The sequence below is a fragment of the Clostridium sp. K04 genome (assembly GCF_019734375.1).
Classification (GTDB): domain Bacteria; phylum Bacillota; class Clostridia; order Clostridiales; family Clostridiaceae; genus Clostridium; species Clostridium saudiense.
Genome location: NZ_JAASHD010000006.1, coordinates 52,772 through 71,939, shown reverse-complemented (window position 1 = coordinate 71,939; position 19,168 = coordinate 52,772). Strand labels below are relative to the sequence as shown.

Here is a 19,168-nt window from a genome sequence, read left to right as displayed (position 1 = left end):
AGATACCATCCCCCGGTAAATATTCTAGGAACTTTTTATTTATTTAAAGCCTCGGTAAACGTTTACTGTTGTTAAATTATACAATTAATTAATATACATACTACTCCTGCAATAACTAAAGAAATCATTGTTGTACTTATACTTATAGTTGTTTCTATTTTTGGTGATTCTTCATTTTTCTTTTCTAGTTCAAAGTTTTCATTATCAACCTTAGCTAAATATTGTGCATTGTTTTGTTCCATTACTTGAAATGATAATCCAATAGGATTCCCTCCTATAGAAGAAAAAACTCCTAACATGATAAAAAGTATTCCTTCCATAAAAAGTGCATCATTTAATGGACACATTGCAATTTTAGTAATTACCAATGCAGTAAGAATTAATACTGCAATTAGTATTGCCGCATACATAACGCATTTCCCAAATGATCTTATCCTACTTTTATACATAACATTTTTCCTCCCTCTTTATGTTATTTTCTTAATTCATTAAATAAAAAACTTAACTTATTTTTTACTTACCTACTATAATATACACAAATCAACTATTAATAATCACACTTTACTCCACATAATACATGATAAATTATAAATTTATAAAACTTGCTCTTAACCTAAAAAAAGCTAGTAAATTTCAATAAAGAAATGTAATTATAACTATCAATTTATCATTATAATCACTTAACCTTCTTATTAATTTCCTTACAAAATCAAAAAATTCCTAGAAGTAATTTATGTAAAATAATACTTCTAGGAATTTCTTATAACTTTATTAAACTTCTATCATTTTTAATATTATTAGCTTAAGAACATTTTCATATCATCTTCTACATTAGTTATTCCACCAATTCCAAAGTTTTCAACTAAAACTTTTGCTACATTTGGTGAAAGGAATGCTGGAAGTGTTGGTCCTAAATGAATATTCTTTACGCCAAGGTATAATAATGATAATAATACAATTACCGCCTTTTGTTCATACCAAGCAATATTAAATGCTATTGGTAATTCATTAATATCTTCTAACTCAAATACCTCTTTTAATTTTAATGCTATTAATGCTAATGAATATGAATCATTACATTGTCCTGCATCTAAAACTCTTGGAATTCCATTTATATCACCAAGATCTAATTTATTATATTTATATTTAGCACAACCTGCAGTTAATATTACTGTATCTTTTGGTAAAGCCTTTGCAAAATCAGTATAGTAATTTCTTGATTTAGCTCTTCCGTCACATCCAGCCATTACAAAGAACTTCTTTATGGCTCCTGTTTTAACAGCTTCAACAACTTGATCTGCTAACGCTAAAACTTGTGCATGAGCAAATCCACCAATGATTTCACCTTGTTCTATTTCTGTTGGAGCTTTACACTTCTTAGCTTGTTCAATTATTGCAGTGAAATCTTTTTTACCATTTTCATCAGCCTCAATATGAACGCAACCTTCAAATCCTGCTGCTCCTGTTGTATACATTCTTGATTTATAGCTTTCATTCTTTGGTGGTACTATACAGTTAGTAGTCATTAATATTGGTCCGTTAAAGCTTTCAAATTCTTCTCTTTGCTTCCACCATGCATTACCATAGTTACCTACTAAGTGCTTGTACTTCTTTAAATTTGGATAATAATGAGCTGGTAGCATTTCTGAATGAGTATACACATCTACACCAGTTCCTTCAGTTTGAATTAACAATTGCTCTATATCCTTTAAATCATGTCCAGATACTAAAATTCCTGGATTCTTACCTACTCCTATATTTACTTTAGTTATTTCTGGATTACCATAAGTCTTAGTATTAGCAGTATCTAACAATGCCATACCATCAACCCCTACTTTACCTGTTTCTAATGTTAAAGCAATTAACTCATCTACAGTTAAAGTGTCATCTACTAATTTAGCCAAAGTTTCTTGCATAAATGTATCTATTTCTTCATTATCATACCCTAAAGCATTAGCATGCTTTGAATATGCTGATAATCCCTTTAATCCATAAGTTATAAGTTCTCTTAATGATCTTATATCCTCATCTTTTGTTGCAAGAACACCAACTTCATCACTATTTGACTTTTCTTCTAATATTAAATTTAATGACTTAACTTCCTTATTTACGCCTACAATACCTTTAATCTTTTCTAAAATACCTGCTTTTTTGTCCATTTCTTCATTTGAAGAAGCGTCCCATAAAGCTACCTCTGATAAACCTTCTTTATTATCTAATTTAGCCATTAATTCAGCCTTTATTCTTAAAGTTTCCTTAACTCTACTATAAAATACTTCATTATCAAAATTAGCATTTGTTATAGTTGTAAATAAATTTAATGTAATAAAGTGATTTAATTCTTTATCTATTTTCTTTCCTTCTTTTCTTAATCTTGTTGTTACTTCTGATAATCCCTTAGTAACATATATTAATAAATCTTGCATATTTGCAAGCTCTGGACTTTTTCCACACACACCAAATTTAGTACATCCACTACATCCTGCTGTTTCTTGACATTGAAAACAAAACATCTTATTTTGCATATTTAAAAATCTCCTTTTGAAATATATTTTTTAACCTCATGTGCTTATTCTATATCTATATAAAAAAAGAATCCGTAACATTTGTTACGAATTCTTTTTTTTACATAAATAATTCTTCCTCTAAACCTTCAATATCTAATACTTTTATTACTTTTCTATTAAATTCAATATAATTCATATCTCTTAAATTAATCAATTCTCTTGATAAGGATGGTCTTGGAACTCCTAATAACGCTGCTATTTCTTCTTTTGTGTTTTTCAATATAATAGAACTACTTTTTTGTTCTTTTACTTCATTCAAAATATAATTAACGACCTTTTGTCTTATGCTTTTAAAGGATATACTCTTTATTTTCGAATTTAAAATAAAAACTTTATTACTCAATAAAGAAACAAAATTTTCTAATACCTTTTCTTCATTTGAGCATATCTTTAAAACATCATTTTTATTTATAAAAAGTATCTTACATTCACTTAAAGCAATAACAGTAGCTGGATAAGTTTTTGCTTTTGAAAATACTAATGCTTCTCCAAACACATCTCCTTCATCTAATCTATTTAATACTATGTATTTGCCGTTAGAATATAGTCTTTGTATTTCTACAACCCCATCTAAGACCAAAGCTAAACTTCCACACTCATCATCCTCATGTGCAATTATTTCACCTTTACTATAAGACTTTATATAATACTTTATTTCCTTTAAAACATTTCTTATGTTCTCATCACTTAATCCAATAAATAATTGATTTTTTTTTATTATTTTAATTATACTCTCCATATAATGCATTCCTTTTTACTCTTGTATAGGCAATATAATACTAAACTCACTCCCTTTTCCAATTTCACTAATTACAGTAATTTCTCCTCCATGAAGATTAATTAAATTCTTAGTTAAAGTTAATCCTAATCCACTACCTCCAAATACCTCAGAAGACACACTATTAACCTGACCGAATCTATCAAAAATATTCTTATGATACTTTTCATCTATACCTATTCCAGTATCTTTAACCCCTATTTTAACTTTTCCTTCTAATTCACAAATACTAACGGTTATAGTACCACCCACGTCAGTAAATTTAATAGCATTTCCAATTAAGTTTATTATACATCTTTCTATATCTAATTTATCACAATTTATAAATAACTCTTCTATTTCTGGATCAATTATAATTTCTAGGCCTTTAACTTCCGCAAGTTCAACCATTGATAAAGCAGTATCTTCAACAAGTGTTACTATATTTACCTCTTCCTTATCTAATCTATAAAACCCAGAATCTATCTTAGATGTATCAATAATATTATTAATTAAATTTAAAAGCCTCTGAGAATTTCCCTTTAAAGTACTCATATATGTATCCATTTTCTCAATAGATATTTGAACTCCAGATTTAGTTAATGAACTTATTAATTGTTCTATAGATAAAATAACATTTAATGGTGTTCTAAGTTCATGAGATAAATTAACAAAATAATTATTCTTATATTTTTCTAACTCTATAAGTCTTTCATATAATTTCTTATTTTCATTTAATTTATCATTTAGTTCTTGAGTTCTCTGTCTTACTAATGCATCTAATATTTTCACCTGATTATAATATATATATATTATAATTAGTATTATAATTATATATGTACAATATGCTATTGGTGTTCTCCAAATCGAATTCTTCACCTTAATATTTATCTCTAACACATCGGACCAAACACCATTATAATTTCTTCCAGCTATAAGCATTTTATATTTCCCTGGCGCTAGGCTTGCATATCTTGCGTAATTTTCATTACCAGAAAATGTCCATTCATCATCCATTCCTTCAAGCTTATATGCATATTGCATTTGGCTTATATTTTTATATTCCGGAACAAAAAACTTAATATATAACTCTCTAGAATCATACTCTAAAACAATATTATCTTTTTCATTTACCTCTATTCCTGCACTTGTCTTTATACTATCAACTATTACATTGCTAGTATTCATTTTTATCTTAATATCTAATGGATTAAATTCAGTTAATCCATTTACTCCTCCAAAATATATATTTCCCTGTGAATTTTTATGATATGAAAATCCATTGTATTCATTGGTAGCTAGTCCATCATCTTCGTAATACCTTATAAATTTATCTTCTTTTTGGTCATACATAGATATTCCATAGTTAGTACTAACCCATACATTATCATTATCATCTACTATTACACCATAAATAAAATCATTAGATAAACCATCACTATACGTATATGTTGTAAATTCTTCTCTTTGCTTATCAAATCTATTTAACCCACTTTGTGTGCCTATCCATATATAACCCGAACTATCTTCTGCTATAGCTCTTACATTATTAAAACTCAATGAATTAATATTATTATCATCAGCTAAATAATTCTTAATCTCGCCTGTTTCCTTATTATATCTTACTAATCCTCCTTCATTTCCAAGCCCAAACCACATTGTTCCTTCATTATCTTCATATATAGCACTAATAGTTTTTTCATATATCCCATTTTGCTCTAATATTTCATTATATGAAGTAAAATTTCCTTTTCTATCAAAGGTACATATTCCCCCTCTAGTACCTATCCAAAGTATTCCTGCTTTATCAATATATAATACTCTTATTTCATTATTTACAATACTATTCTCATCATCTGTTTTTTTATAAATAGTAAATTTATCATTACTTTTATCATACTTATTTAATCCATTATCAGTAGCAATCCAAATTTCATTATCTATTCCAGTTATGTCTTTTATTCTATTACTACTTAATGAATTATTGTTATTAAGATCACTATAATATCTAGTTACTTCATCATTAGCTTTATTTATTTTATTTATTCCAGCATTAAATGTTCCAACCCATAACATACCTTCACTATCTTCATATATCCCACAAACACTGCTACTACTTAATGAATTACTATCGCTTGAATTATTTCTATAAACTTTAAAATCTTTGTTTGGTAAGAACTTACTTACTCCATTAAATGTACCTACCCATATTACCCCTAATTTATCTTCATATAAACTAATAGTATTATCATCACAAATACTATATTTACCTAAATTATTTTTAAATGTATAAAACTTATCATATTGTTGATCAAACAAAGCTAAACCTTGATCTGTAGCTAACCACATATACCCATTTCTATCTATAAGTATATCTCTTATAAAATTACTAGGAATGGAATTTGGATCATCAGGATTATTAGTATATACCTTTATACTATTATCTTCTAAGTTCATAACATTTAGGCCACCTGTTTTAGTTCCAATCCATAGTTTTTTTTCACTATAATATATAGAAAATATATTATTCTCACTAATTGTATCCTTGTTATTTTCATCATGTAAAAATTCTTCTACAGATTTATTATTAGGATTATATTTATATAATCCTTCTCTTGTAGAAACCCAAATATTCCCTTCATGATCTTCAGTAATATCTTGAAGCCCTTTATTTTCTAAATACTCTGTAGCTACTTTTATAAATTTATCATTCTTTTTATCATATAAATTTAGTCCATTAATAGTGCAAACCCAAAGTCTTCCTTTCGAATCTATAAATACTTCATCAACAACTGTATTAGATATACTTTTATCTTCGTCCGACACTAAATACCTCGTTATATCACCAGTAACTAAATTTAATTTATTTAATCCTCCATCAGTACCTATCCATAAGTTTTGCTCACTATCTTCTACAATAGAACTAATCATATTATTACTAATACTATTAGTATCATTTTTAATATTTTTATATACTTTAATATCATTTCCATTATATCTGTTTAAACCATCATTAGTTCCTATCCATATATAACCAAAACTATCTTGGTATATATATTCAACTAAGGATTGGGATAAACCGTCATCTATAGTTATACTTTCAAAATTTATACTATTTTTATCAAAAGCATATATATTTATACATTTGTTGCATAATAATATTATTAAATATATAATTCCAATTTTAGTAAATATATTCTTCATTTTTCCCTCTTTTTCATCATATTTAGTTAAAATTATACTATATTTTGAATAATTTTCATACTATTAAAAAATCGTTTTATTTTATAAGCTTTATCTGTTTATTTTTATCTATAAAGAGAAATACTAAAATATACAAACATTATTTATTTTTGGGAGGTATATTATGAATAATAAATATGTTGATTTATTTGATATATTAATCAAATCCTATTATGATGGAAATTTTGATGAAACATTAAATAAAATAATCACTTGTCACGAAAAGTCTCCACAAGAAACCTTTGCAATAATAACTTCTTTATGTGGTGTTGATATTAAATTTGATAATAATTATGTTTATAATTTAAAAAAGGCAATTACCGAATATAATGTTAATAAAAAAATAGTTGAAAAACTTGAATGTTCTGGTGCAACTTGCAAACCAGATAAAAACAATGTTTACAGTTGCCAAAAAGCCTGTCCCTTTAATGCCATAGTTTACGATAATAAAAATAAAACAACAGTCATTGATAAAGATATTTGTATTGATTGTGGAATTTGCGTTGACTCTTGTAAAGATGGACGTATTTTAGATAAAACTGAATTTTTACCTATTATGGATTTAATAAAAAATAATAAAACAGTCATAGCAGCTGTTGCCCCTGCTATCATGGGACAATTTGGTGAAGATGTTACTATGGATCAGTTAAGAGCTGCCTTTATAAAAATAGGCTTTACAGATATGATTGAAGTAGCTTTTGCTGCTGATATGCTAACAATTAAAGAAGCTGTAGAATTTAATAAACATGTTAAAAGTCCAAAGGACTTAATGATTACATCTTGTTGTTGCCCAATGTGGGTTGGAATGCTAAAAAAAGTTTACAAAGATTTAATTCCTAATCTGTCTCCTTCTGTATCACCTATGATCGCAGCCGGAAGAGTGATAAAGGCCCTTAATAAAGATGCAAAAGTTGTATTTATAGGTCCATGTATTGCAAAAAAAGCTGAAGCTAAAGCTCCAGATGTTGCAGATGCTATTGATTTCGTACTAACTTTCCAAGAGTTAAATGATATATTTAAAGCATTTGATTTCCATCCAAGAGATTTAAAAGGAATCCCTTCTATAGAATATACTTCAAGAGGCGGAAGACTATATGCTAGAACTGGTGGTGTCTCAATTGCAGTTTCAGAAGCTGTAGAAGAATTATATCCTGATAAGATTAAGTACTTTAAAGCTAAAAAAGTAGAAGGAGTAAAGGAATGTAAAGAAGCTCTTGATAAAGCAATGAAAGGAGAATTAGATGCAAGTTTCCTTGAAGGAATGGGCTGCGTTGGCGGTTGTGTTGGCGGTCCTAAAATTCTAGTACCTCCTGATGATGCAAAAAAAGCAGTTGATAAATTTGCTTATGATGCTTCAATCAAAGTTGCTGTTCATAGCAAAATCCTTGATGACGTATTAGAAAAGATAGGAATTACATCATTAAAAGATTTTGAAGATCCTCAAAAAATCAGTATGTTAGAAAGAGATTTTTAGTATTTAACATATTTAGTAAGCTATTGCTAATAACTATTAGCAGTAGCTTTTTTACTATAAATAAAATTAAAATTTATTTTTTAATACTTATTTATACTAGTAAAGATAAATAATGAGTTTATTCAAATTTTTATAACCAAAAAACTTATATAAGCCTTTAATCACAGCTGTTATCAAATTCATATACTATAATAACAATCAAAAAAATTATTACACAAATGATTACGAGGTGAGTAACTATGATAATACAATCAAAAGACTATCTTCCACCTAAATCAAATTCAATTTATATCTATAAAGGAATAAACAATGATACTTTTACCTTTAAAAGATATATTGAATATATTAATAATGATAAAATTCAAATTAAATTTGATAATGGTATAAATTCTTTTGTTAATGTTTATGAATACACTCCTGATGGTATTAAACTTTGCTACTACACAGGCAAATCATTATATCGTCAAGACTTTACAACTCATACAGGTTGTATAAATAACTATTTGATAAAAGATCCTATCTCTAAAGATAATATTTGGATTTTATCTGATGGTAGCAAACGCTGTATTACAAATATCGATGTGAAGGTCCAAACCCAATTTAAGCTTTATGATTCAGCCATAGAAGTTGTTACAACAGCAAAAAACAATTCTCAATTTTCAATAAACTATTATGTACTAGGTATAGGTTTAGTAAAAAGCATTTACTATATCAAGAAAAAAGGATTTCTTTTCTTTGAATTAGAAGATATCTTAGAAGATACTCCTTATTTAAAAAAAATAAAATTTTATTATCCTGATAAAAATCTAAATACTATTTGGTCTGTTGAAAAACCTATAATTTTTAATACTAATGATGACCCTTCAATAGTTTTTTCTAAAGAGTTCGAATCTTCGCCTAAAGGATTATTACCACTAATTAATAGAAATACTGTAATTAATAAAATGAATTATAATTTAAATAATAATTCTGTTAGTATAGATTTTTCTAAGGATATATTGCTTAATTTAAATAATAATTCAGAATATAATACTTTATTTTATTATTCAATTTATAATACACTAAAAGATTTCTATAATACTGATAATATTTCAATTAGTATTGAAGGCATGCCTATAAAAAAAACTTTTAACATTTCTCCATTATCTCATAACCTTACAATTCAAAACTGGAAAATAGAAAACTGTAAATATCCTTTCACATATGTTGTGAAGGATAATGATACGCTTATTGATATTTCAAAAAAATTTAATATAAGCTATTTAAAACTTGCCAAGTTAAATAATATTGAAAATCCAAACATTATTAACAAGCATGAAGTTCTTCAGATATATTCTTCAGGAATATATCTATTAAAAGAGGGAGATTCATTAAAGGAAATAGCATCTATGTTTGGTTTATCCATTGAAGAATTAATTAAAATTAATAATATATCTAACTTAGATGTTTTAAAACCTGGCTTAAAAATAAGGTTATGCTAAAAAGGAAACTCCAGTAAATTGGAGTTTCCCTCTTAAATAATATAATATTTTAATCTATGCTTCTGCATTTTCAAATTGACTGTTATAAAGATTTGCATAGAATCCACCCTTAGCTAATAACTCTTCATGGTTTCCTTGCTCTACTATATCTCCATCCTTCATAACTAAAATCAAATCAGCATCCCTAATTGTAGAAAGTCTATGAGCAATTATAAAGCTTGTTCTTCCATGCATTAAGTTATCCATTGCCTTTTGAATTAACACTTCAGTTCTTGTATCAACCGAGCTTGTAGCTTCATCAAGGATTAATATCTTAGGATCTGCTAATATTGCACGAGCAATAGTTAATAATTGCTTTTGTCCTTGTGATACGTTACTTGCTTCTTCATTCAATTCCATATCATACCCATGAGGTAATGTTTTTATAAAGCTATGAACATGTGCTGCTTTTGCGGCTTCTTTAACTTCTTCATCTGTAGCATCTAATCTACCATAACGTAAGTTATCCATTATAGTTCCATTAAATAACCATGTATCTTGAAGAACCATACCAAACATTTTTCTTAAGTCATTTCTTTTGAAGTCTTTAATATTATGACCATCAATTAAAATAGCTCCGTCATTAACATCATAGAATCTCATAAGAAGTTTAACCATTGTTGTCTTACCAGCACCAGTTGGACCTACTATTGCAACTCTTTGACCTGGTTTTATATGTGCTGTAAAGTCATTAATTATTGTTCTTTCTGGATTGTATCCAAAATGAACATCCTTAAAATCAACTTTTCCTTCTATATTATCAGTGCTTACTGGATTTTCAACATCTAAACATTCTTCTTCTTCATCTAAGAATTCAAATACTCTTTCAGCAGCTGCGGCAGTTGATTGAAGTACATTTGCTATTTGTGCAGTTTGACTTATTGGTTGCATAAATGATCTAATATATTGAACAAAAGATAAAATATCACCAACTTGAATAACATCTTTTATAGCTAACCATCCACCAAGTATTGATACTATAACATATCCTAAGTTACCTACAAAAGTCATTATAGGCATCATCATACCTGATAAAAATTGTGATTTCCAAGCACTATTATAAAGCGTATCATTAAGTTCAGTAAATTTATTTATTTCTCTTTCTTCTGCGTTAAATGCCTTCATTACATTATGACCAGAATAAACTTCTTCAACTTGACCATTAACATATCCTAAATACTCTTGTTGAGTTTTAAAATACTTTTGAGATTTTTTAACAACAACAGCAATTAATCCTACAGAAACTGGAATTACAATTAATGAAGCTAATGTCATTATCCAGTTTATTGAAAACATCATTATAAGTACACCAATAAGTGTAGTTGCCGCTGTTAACATTTGTGATAAACTTTGGTTTAAAGTTTGACTCACTGTATCAACATCATTTGTCACCCTTGATAATACTTCTCCATGTGTTTTAGTATCAAAATATTTAAGTGGCATTCTATTAATTTTTTCAGAGATTTCTTTTCTCATATTATAAGATACTTTTTGAGCAACTCCTGACATTACCCATCCTTGTATCAACGAGAAAATTACACTAATTAAATATAATCCTACTAAGAATAAAATAATTTCACCTATACGAGTAAAGTTAATTCCTTCAGCATTAGTAGTTGTAACTTTTTTAACTAATCCATTAAATATTTCTGTAGTTGCTTCTCCTAATATCTTTGGTCCTACAATTGAAAATGCAGCAGAACCAATAGCAAATATTATAACAATTATTATAGATAAACTATAAGGCTTTAGATATTTTGCAAGAGTCTTCATAGTCTTTTTAAAATCTTTAGCCTTTTCGCCACCTTTTCCCATTCCACCCATCGGACCTCCACCCATTGGGCCTCTCATTCTGTGCTTACTCATTTGAAAGCTCCTCCTTTGAAAGTTGTGATAGAGCTATTTGTTGATAAACTTCACAGTTTTTCATAAGCTCTTTATGAGTTCCTTTACCAACAACCTTACCTTCATCAAGAACTATAATTTGATTTGCATTCATTATAGTACTTATTCTTTGAGCAACAATTAAAAGTGTACTTTCTTTTAATTCAGTATTTATTGCTTTTCTAAGCTTAGCATCTGTCTTAAAATCTAATGCTGAGAAACTATCATCAAATATAAATACTTCTGGTTTTTTAGCTATAGCACGTGCAATTGCTAATCTTTGCTTTTGACCACCTGAAACATTTGTACCGCCTTGAGCAATTTCTGTATTAAATTTCTCTTCTTTACTATTTATAAATTCCATTGCTTGAGCAATTTCAGAAGCTTTTATCATATCTTCATCACTTATATGATCTCCACCATATTTTAAGTTACTTTCAATTGTACCTGAGAATAAAAGTCCTTTTTGAGGGATAAATCCTATCTTTTCTCTTAAATCATATTGAGATACATTTTTTATATTTACGCCATCAATTAATATTTCACCTTCAGTTGCATCATAGAAACGAGGTATTAAATTGATCAATGTAGATTTACCACTACCTGTGCTACCAATAAATGCAGTAGTTTCTCCTGGAAGAGCTTTGAAACTAACATTACTTATTACATCCTCATCAGCTCCAGGATATCTGAATGAAACATTCTTAAATTCAATAGTTCCTTTTTCATCATGGTTAAATGTTTGTAAATTATCAGAATCTTTAACTACTACATCAACATTTAAAACTTCAGATACACGTTGAGCTGAAACCATAGCTCTTGGCAAAATAACTGAAACCATTGATATCATTAAGAATGCCATAATTATTTGCATAGTATATTGCATGAATGCCATCATTGTACCAACTTGCATAATACCTTCATCAATTCTATGCGCTCCAACCCATACTATTAATAATGTTATAGCATTCATTATAAACATCATTAATGGCATCATTGTTGTCATAATTCTATTAACAAAAAGGTTTGTTTTTGTTAAGTTCTTATTTGCAACTTCAAATTTATCTTCTTCATACTTTTGAGTACTAAAAGCACGTATAACAAGCATACCAGTTAAACTTTCTCTTGTAACAAGATTTAATCTATCAACAAGTTTTTGTACACTTTTAAATTTCGGCATAGCAAAGGTAAATAATACAATTACTAAAAGTAATATCGATATTACTGCAACTCCAATTACCCATCCCATTGATGCTCCAGTATTAATAACCTTAATAACGCCACCAATACCTAATATAGGTGCATAGAATACAATTCTTAATCCCATTACAACAAGCATAATAATTTGTTGTATATCATTAGTTGTTCTAGTAATAAGTGATGCTGTTGAAAATTCATCAAATTCCGTATTTGAGAAACCAACAACTTTATTAAATACATCTTTTCTTAAATTTCTACCTAATGCAGCACCAACTCTTGCAGCTATAAAGCTTACAAACACTGTTGCTACCATACTAATTAATGCAATACCAACCATTTTTACTCCAGCTACGATTACATAATTAGATTGAAGCTTGTCAGTATTAATACCAATATCTTTATATTGTTCTTTTACATAGCTAGTAGCTGATTGAGTTATCATACTTTCAGGCATATCAGCTAATTTTTCATCAACATTTGATAACATACTATCAATTTGATCTTGAGGCATCATATTTAACACTTCAAAAGGATCCATAGTAGATAAATCCATACCTTGTGTAGCCATGCCATCAATACCTGGAACTCCACTTAACCCTTTAGATTCTAACATTGAAACAATAAGCATTGGTTTTCCAAATATGTTGTTTAACTTATCTAGTTTTTCTTTCTCTTTAGTATTTAACTTATAAATACTTTCATTTTCTAGTTCCGGATAGTCTTTTAGATATTTATTATACTCATCAGTAGTAAGATTATCTTTATCTAATAAAATATAATTATCATCTACGACTGTCTTTTGATTATCATCCATGAAAATAAATAACTTTTTCATTTCTGATGATTTAATAACTTTAGGAACAGCATTTTCTACTCCACCTTGTTGTATTCCCACATTGACTATATCCGACATATAGTCTGGTAATGATAAGTCACATATAGCTTGAACAAATAATAATGCTACTGCAAGTATCATTGACCCAACAAAAGGCTTTAGATGTTTTAATAAATTAAGCATAAGCTCTCTTCTCCTTATTTAAATTAATATATTTCTATTTTTATAATAATTATATTTTTATAACTATTATCTGTCAACACAATAATTATCATTTTATAATAGTTATATTTATATAACTATGTATTGTAAACTATTTTTTTATAGATTATAATATTATCAGTTATTATTGTAAGGAGGCTAAAATGACTACTTTATATTTAAACGAAATATCTGATAATCTATATCTACTATTATTATCTCTAAATAGACATATTTTTAATCCTACTGTTCTTACAAAAAAATTTAATGTTCCGCATTCACATATAAAGGTATTATTTTATTTAATACACCATGGACCAATATCAATTTCTAAAATGGCTAAAGAACTTTGTATTTCTAAACCTAATATGACTCCTGTAATCGATAAATTAGTTGAAGAAGGTCTTGTTACAAGAGACTATGATCCTACTGATAGAAGAGTTATATTAATACAAACTACGCCAAAAGCCCTAGAATTCTTAAAAGAAACTCAAGATTATGTTAAAGAAATAATCAAAGAAAAACTTTCTTCTTTAAATGATGAGGACATAAATACTTTATCTACTTCTTTAGAATCATTATTATCTGTAATAAAGAAATTTTAAAACTACTCTTATACTATATTTTATAATAAAAAAAATGTGCAAAGGCAAAGGCTCACTCGATAATTTATCAAGTGAGCCTTTGCCCTAATTTGTTTTAAACTAAACTTTTTATATAAATATGAATTTTAATACAAATATTACTCCAACCATTACTGTTGGCCAAGTAACTTCTTTCCATCTACCTGTAAATAACTTTAATAGTATATATGATACAACCCCAAATACTATACCATCTGAAATTGAATATGCAAATGGCATCATTATTATTGTCAAGAATGCTGGAATTGCTTCAGTATAATCTTCTAAATCTAATTCTTTTATATTTTCTATCATAAATAATCCAACTATAACTAAAACTGAAGCTGTAACTGCTGAAGTAAACACTCCAAATATTGGTGATAGGAATAATGCTAAGAAGAACATAAACGCTGTAGATACTGCTGTTAATCCAGTTCTTCCTCCTTCTGCAACACCTGATGCACTTTCAACAAAAGTACTAACTGTACTTGTTCCAAGACATGCACCAACAGTTGTTCCTATTGCATCTGCAAATAACGCCTTCTTAATATTTGGTACTTTCCCATTTTTATCTAACATATTTGCTTTAGTTGCAACTCCAACTAAAGTTCCTATAGTATCAAACATATCCATAAATAATAAAGTAAATAATACTATTACCATATCCCAAGAAAAAATATTATGCCATTCAAACTGCATAAATGTTGAACTTATTGATGGTGGCATACTAAAAATCTTATCTGGAAGATTTACTACTCCCATAGGTATACCTATTATAGCAGTTATTATCATTCCTAAGAATAATGCCCCCTTAACTTTTCTCGCAACTAATATACCTGTAATTACTATTCCTATAATTGCCAAAAGTCCTGTTCCTGAAGTAATATTTCCTAAAGATACTATTGTCCCTCCATCTGCTGGATGAATAACTATCCCTGCGCCTTCTAGTCCTAGTAAGGCTATGAATAATCCTATACCAACAGAAATAGCTCTTTTTATATTTACTGGAATCGAATCAACAATGGCTTCTCTTACATTAAATGCTGTTAATAATAAGAAAATTATTCCTTCTAATAATACTGCTGTTAAAGCAAATTGATATGAATATCCCATTGATAAAACTACAGTATATGCAAAGAATGCATTTAATCCCATACCAGGAGCTAACGCAAATGGTAATTTTGCATATAATCCCATCACTAATGTTGCAATTATAGATGATAAAGCTGTTGCTGTAAATACAGCTCCAGAATCCATACCAGCTGCTGATAAAATACTTGGATTAACTACAAGTATATATGCCATTGTCATAAATGTTGTAATACCTGCAATAAATTCTTGCTTTGTATTTGTATTGTTTTCTTTAAGTTTAAAGTAATTATCTAAAAACTTGTTCATTAAATCACCTTTTTCTTTTGTTTTAAAATTAGAGTTCAAATTTTATTTTCTTCTCCAAATTTACTCATTCATCGAATTGAAGAATGAGTTACCTTATATATAATAACAGAATTTTTTAAAAATCCAATAGTTTTTACGAACATTTTTTTATTTTTATACTTTTTTATTCATATTTGAATTTTTTTATGCATTTTTATATTTTACTGTCGAAACTTTTATTATACTATCAATTTAATAAAAAAAATTATAATTTACATTTAAACTAAAAAGTGTATAATTAATATTATAATTGCAAATTATTATCATTTGACTTTAGGAGGACAAATTATGAAATTTAAAATACCAAAACTATTATCAATATTATTAGTAACTTCATTATTATTTATAGGTTGTAATAACACTCAAGTTTCTGATAAATCTAGCGAAGATGATACTTTAAATATAGTAACATCATTCTATCCTATATATATATCAACGTTAAATATTGTAAAGGATATTCCTAATGTAACACTTACAAATATGACAAAATCTCAAACTGGTTGTTTACATGATTATCAGCTTACACCTCAAGATTTAAAAACACTAGAAAATGCTGATATTCTAATTATAAATGGCGCTGGAATGGAATCATTCTTAGATACTATAATTTCTCAATATCCAAATCTTGAAATAATAGATGCTAGTTCTGGACTTAATCTTTTAGAAGATGATATACATAGTCATGATGATGATCATGATGCTGATGATGACCACGACCACGATCACGATGCTGATGCTGATGACAACCACGACCACGATCATGAATACAATGCTCATATATGGGTTAGTGTTTCAGGTAATATAGCTGAAGTAAAAAATATTGCTTCTCAACTTGAAAATTTAGATCCTGAAAATAAAGATGCTTATGAAGCAAATACTAATGCTTATGTTTCTAAATTAGAGGCATTAAAAACTGAAATGCATGCTGAATTAGATAGCTTACCAAACAGAGATATAATTACTTTCCATGAAGCATTCCCATATTTTGCTGAAGAATTTAATTTAAATATTGTTGGTGTTATAGAAATAGAACCTGATTCTGAACCATCTGCTAAGGAAATCGAAAATATAATTGCTACTGTAAAAGCAAACAATATAAAGGCTCTATTTACCGAACCTCAATATTCATCTCAAGTTGCACAAACTATAGCTAATGAAACTGGAGCTACAGTTTATGAATTAGATCCTATAGTAACTGGGGATGCTAATTCTGATGCATATGATGATTATATAAATAAAATGCAAAAAAATCTTGATGTTTTAAAAGAGGCGTTAAAATGATAAAAAAAGCTAACTTTAATAAAAATAACAGCTGTAATAACTTTTGCTGTACAAAGATTGATAATTTTTCTGTTACTATTGGTAATAATGAAATACTTAAAGATGTAAATCTCCACATTCATTGTGGAGAGCTTACTTCCATTATTGGACCTAATGGAGCTGGAAAAAGTACACTTCTTAAAGCTTTACTTGGTGAAGTTAAACATACTGGAAACTTAACCTTTACTGGTCAAAATGATAATACTTATCACCAACCTATAATTGGCTATGTACCTCAATATTTAACTTTTGATAAGAATACACCAATTAGCGTGCTTGATTTATTTGTCTGTTGTAAAACAACAAAACCTTCATGGATTAAGCCTAAAAAAAAGTTGCGTGAAGAAGTATTAGAAAGTTTAAATAGAGTTAAAGTTCCCTATTTAATAGATAGACGTTTAGGTGCTTTATCTGGAGGAGAACTGCAAAGAGTTTTACTCGCACTAGCATTAGACCCTATTCCTAATATACTTTTGCTTGATGAGCCTGTTTCTGGTGTAGATCAAAATGGTTTAGATTTATTTTATCAAATATTACTAGATATTAAAAAGAATTATGATTTATCTATTATTTTAGTTTCTCATGATTTAGATTTAGTATATAAGTATTCAGATCGTGTAGCACTTATAAACGGTACAGTAGTATGTTCCGGTACTCCTAATCAAGTATTTAATGATCCAGCTACAAAAAAAATATTTGGATTATCATTTAATGCTTCAAATGAAGATTCATCTAAAACAGGAGGACTTTAAAAGATGTTTGACAGTTTATATAATGCCATTGATTTTCTTTTACCATTTCAGTGGCTTTCTCATACATTCATGAAAAATGCTTTTATAGCTATTTTAATTATTACCCCACTATTCGGTTTATTAAGCACGATGGTTGTAAGTAATAAAATGTCCTTTTTTGCAGATTCATTAGGACATGGAGCATTTACTGGAATAGCTCTTGGTATACTTTTAGGTGGAATGGATCCTATGTGGGGAGCTACTTTATTTTCAGTTTGTTTTGCAATTGCAATAACTGTAATTAAAAATAAAGGAACTTCTTCTACCGATACAATAATAGGGGTATTCTCTTCTATGTCTATTGCTTTAGGATTAGTACTTATGAGTTTTTCAAGTAGTTTAAGTAAATTTTCATCATATTTAGTTGGTGATTTACTTAGTATCTCTCAAGGGCAAATAGTATTATTAATATTTGTATTCATAGCTGTAATTACACTTTGGGTATTAATATTTAATAAACTCCTTGTTACAAGCTTAAATACCTCACTTGCTAATAGTCGTGGTATGAATACATTATTAATAGAAATTATATTTACTTGTACTATTGCTGTTATTGTAACAATAACTATAAGATGGGTAGGTTTATTAATTATAAATTCACTTTTAGTTTTACCAGCAGCTGCTGCTCGTAATATTTCAAAAAACGTTCGTCAATATCATTTATTTTCAATATTGATTGCTATTTTTTCTGGAATTGTTGGACTAATAATATCTTACTATCTTAATACTGTTACAGGTGCAACTATAGTTCTTGTTGCATCAGTTATATTCTTTATAACTTTACTTGCTAAACGTAAATTTATATAGCATTTTTATGGAGGTATTACATTGAACAATGATATTAATTTTAGTGACCTCCTTAAATCAAATGGTTTAAAGGTTACAAAACATAGGACTTCAGTTCTTAGGATAATAGTAGAAAGTAAGCAGCCTATTAGTGCTGAAGAAATTTACCTAAAATTAAAAGAAAATTCAATTTCAATTAATTTATCTTCGATTTACAAAATTCTTGATTCTTTATCAAATAAAAACATTATATCTAAATGTATATTAGGAGATGATAATAAAACCTCTTATGAAATTACCTCTTCAACTCATATGCATCATTTAATATGCAAACAGTGTAAAGAGGTTTTTCCATTAAACGATTGTCCCTTATGCATTTATGAAAAACATTTAAAAGATGATATGGATTTTGATGTAACTGACCATAAACTTGAAATTTATGGCTACTGTAAAAACTGTAAAAAAAATAAAAAATAAATTTAAATGGCTCGTATAATTATGATACGAGCCATTTAAATTTATTTTATTTT

The 19,168-nt window shown here is 27.8% G+C and carries 14 protein-coding genes; 7 read left to right on the top strand and 7 right to left on the bottom strand.

Going from position 1 to position 19,168, the window contains the following annotated elements; genetic code table 11:
* Positions 1 to 71: 71 nt before the first annotated feature.
* From HCG70_RS04205 to HCG70_RS04190, 4 genes are all read right to left on the bottom strand, one after another.
* Positions 72 to 449 (bottom strand): hypothetical protein, encoded by a 378-nt coding sequence (locus HCG70_RS04205; protein ID WP_042394531.1) that lies wholly within the window; start codon positions 447 to 449, stop codon positions 72 to 74.
* A 348-nt stretch (positions 450 to 797) separates the two neighbouring features.
* Positions 798 to 2,525 (bottom strand): hydroxylamine reductase, encoded by a 1,728-nt coding sequence (hcp, locus tag HCG70_RS04200; RefSeq protein ID WP_055291486.1) that lies wholly within the window; start codon positions 2,523 to 2,525, stop codon positions 798 to 800.
* A gap of 100 nt (positions 2,526 to 2,625) precedes the next feature.
* Positions 2,626 to 3,306: a Crp/Fnr family transcriptional regulator gene (locus HCG70_RS04195; protein WP_042394736.1), complete on the bottom strand. Its 681-nt coding sequence runs from the start codon at positions 3,304 to 3,306 to the stop codon at positions 2,626 to 2,628.
* 15 nt (positions 3,307 to 3,321) lie between these two features.
* Positions 3,322 to 6,528 carry a two-component regulator propeller domain-containing protein gene (locus HCG70_RS04190; RefSeq protein WP_042394539.1) on the bottom strand — a complete coding sequence of 1,069 codons (3,207 nt, stop codon included), beginning with the start codon at positions 6,526 to 6,528 and terminating at the stop codon, positions 3,322 to 3,324.
* A 163-nt stretch (positions 6,529 to 6,691) separates the two neighbouring features.
* Between HCG70_RS04190 and HCG70_RS04185 the strand changes: the two genes are divergently transcribed.
* Both HCG70_RS04185 and HCG70_RS04180 read left to right on the top strand, forming a co-directional pair.
* Complete coding sequence (locus HCG70_RS04185) at positions 6,692 to 8,041, top strand: [Fe-Fe] hydrogenase large subunit C-terminal domain-containing protein (protein WP_042394542.1); 1,350 nt, start codon at positions 6,692 to 6,694, stop codon at positions 8,039 to 8,041.
* Positions 8,042 to 8,280: 239 nt separating this feature from the next.
* Positions 8,281 to 9,522, top strand: coding sequence for a LysM peptidoglycan-binding domain-containing protein (locus HCG70_RS04180; protein ID WP_042394544.1), 1,242 nt, complete (start codon positions 8,281 to 8,283; stop codon positions 9,520 to 9,522).
* Positions 9,523 to 9,576: 54 nt separating this feature from the next.
* Here HCG70_RS04180 and HCG70_RS04175 read toward each other — a convergent pair whose 3' ends face one another.
* Positions 9,577 to 11,427, bottom strand: a complete 1,851-nt coding sequence (locus HCG70_RS04175) for an ABC transporter ATP-binding protein (RefSeq protein WP_055291419.1) — start codon at positions 11,425 to 11,427, stop codon at positions 9,577 to 9,579.
* Positions 11,420 to 13,663 carry an ABC transporter ATP-binding protein gene (locus tag HCG70_RS04170; protein ID WP_195953205.1) on the bottom strand — a complete coding sequence of 748 codons (2,244 nt, stop codon included), beginning with the start codon at positions 13,661 to 13,663 and terminating at the stop codon, positions 11,420 to 11,422. Before HCG70_RS04170 ends, HCG70_RS04175 begins: the two co-directional genes overlap by 8 nt.
* Positions 13,664 to 13,845: 182 nt before the next feature.
* Between HCG70_RS04170 and HCG70_RS04165 the strand changes: the two genes are divergently transcribed.
* Positions 13,846 to 14,286 (top strand): MarR family transcriptional regulator, encoded by a 441-nt coding sequence (locus HCG70_RS04165; protein WP_042394551.1) that lies wholly within the window; start codon positions 13,846 to 13,848, stop codon positions 14,284 to 14,286.
* Positions 14,287 to 14,394: 108 nt separating this feature from the next.
* Here HCG70_RS04165 and HCG70_RS04160 read toward each other — a convergent pair whose 3' ends face one another.
* Positions 14,395 to 15,702 (bottom strand): NCS2 family permease, encoded by a 1,308-nt coding sequence (locus HCG70_RS04160; RefSeq protein ID WP_042394737.1) that lies wholly within the window; start codon positions 15,700 to 15,702, stop codon positions 14,395 to 14,397.
* Positions 15,703 to 16,029: 327 nt separating this feature from the next.
* Here HCG70_RS04160 and HCG70_RS04155 point away from each other — a divergent pair, with 327 nt between their 5' ends.
* From HCG70_RS04155 to HCG70_RS04140, 4 genes are read left to right on the top strand one after another with little or no spacing between them, the layout of a single operon-like run.
* A complete protein-coding gene (locus HCG70_RS04155) occupies positions 16,030 to 17,022 on the top strand; it encodes a metal ABC transporter substrate-binding protein (RefSeq protein ID WP_055291418.1) in 993 nt (330 codons plus the stop codon).
* Positions 17,019 to 17,813 (top strand): metal ABC transporter ATP-binding protein, encoded by a 795-nt coding sequence (locus HCG70_RS04150; protein ID WP_042394555.1) that lies wholly within the window; start codon positions 17,019 to 17,021, stop codon positions 17,811 to 17,813. The genes HCG70_RS04155 and HCG70_RS04150 overlap by 4 nt, the downstream gene beginning before the upstream one ends.
* A gap of 3 nt (positions 17,814 to 17,816) precedes the next feature.
* Positions 17,817 to 18,659, top strand: coding sequence for a metal ABC transporter permease (locus HCG70_RS04145; RefSeq protein ID WP_042394558.1), 843 nt, complete (start codon positions 17,817 to 17,819; stop codon positions 18,657 to 18,659).
* A gap of 21 nt (positions 18,660 to 18,680) precedes the next feature.
* Positions 18,681 to 19,115 (top strand): Fur family transcriptional regulator, encoded by a 435-nt coding sequence (locus HCG70_RS04140; protein ID WP_042394560.1) that lies wholly within the window; start codon positions 18,681 to 18,683, stop codon positions 19,113 to 19,115.
* Positions 19,116 to 19,168 lie beyond the last annotated feature (53 nt).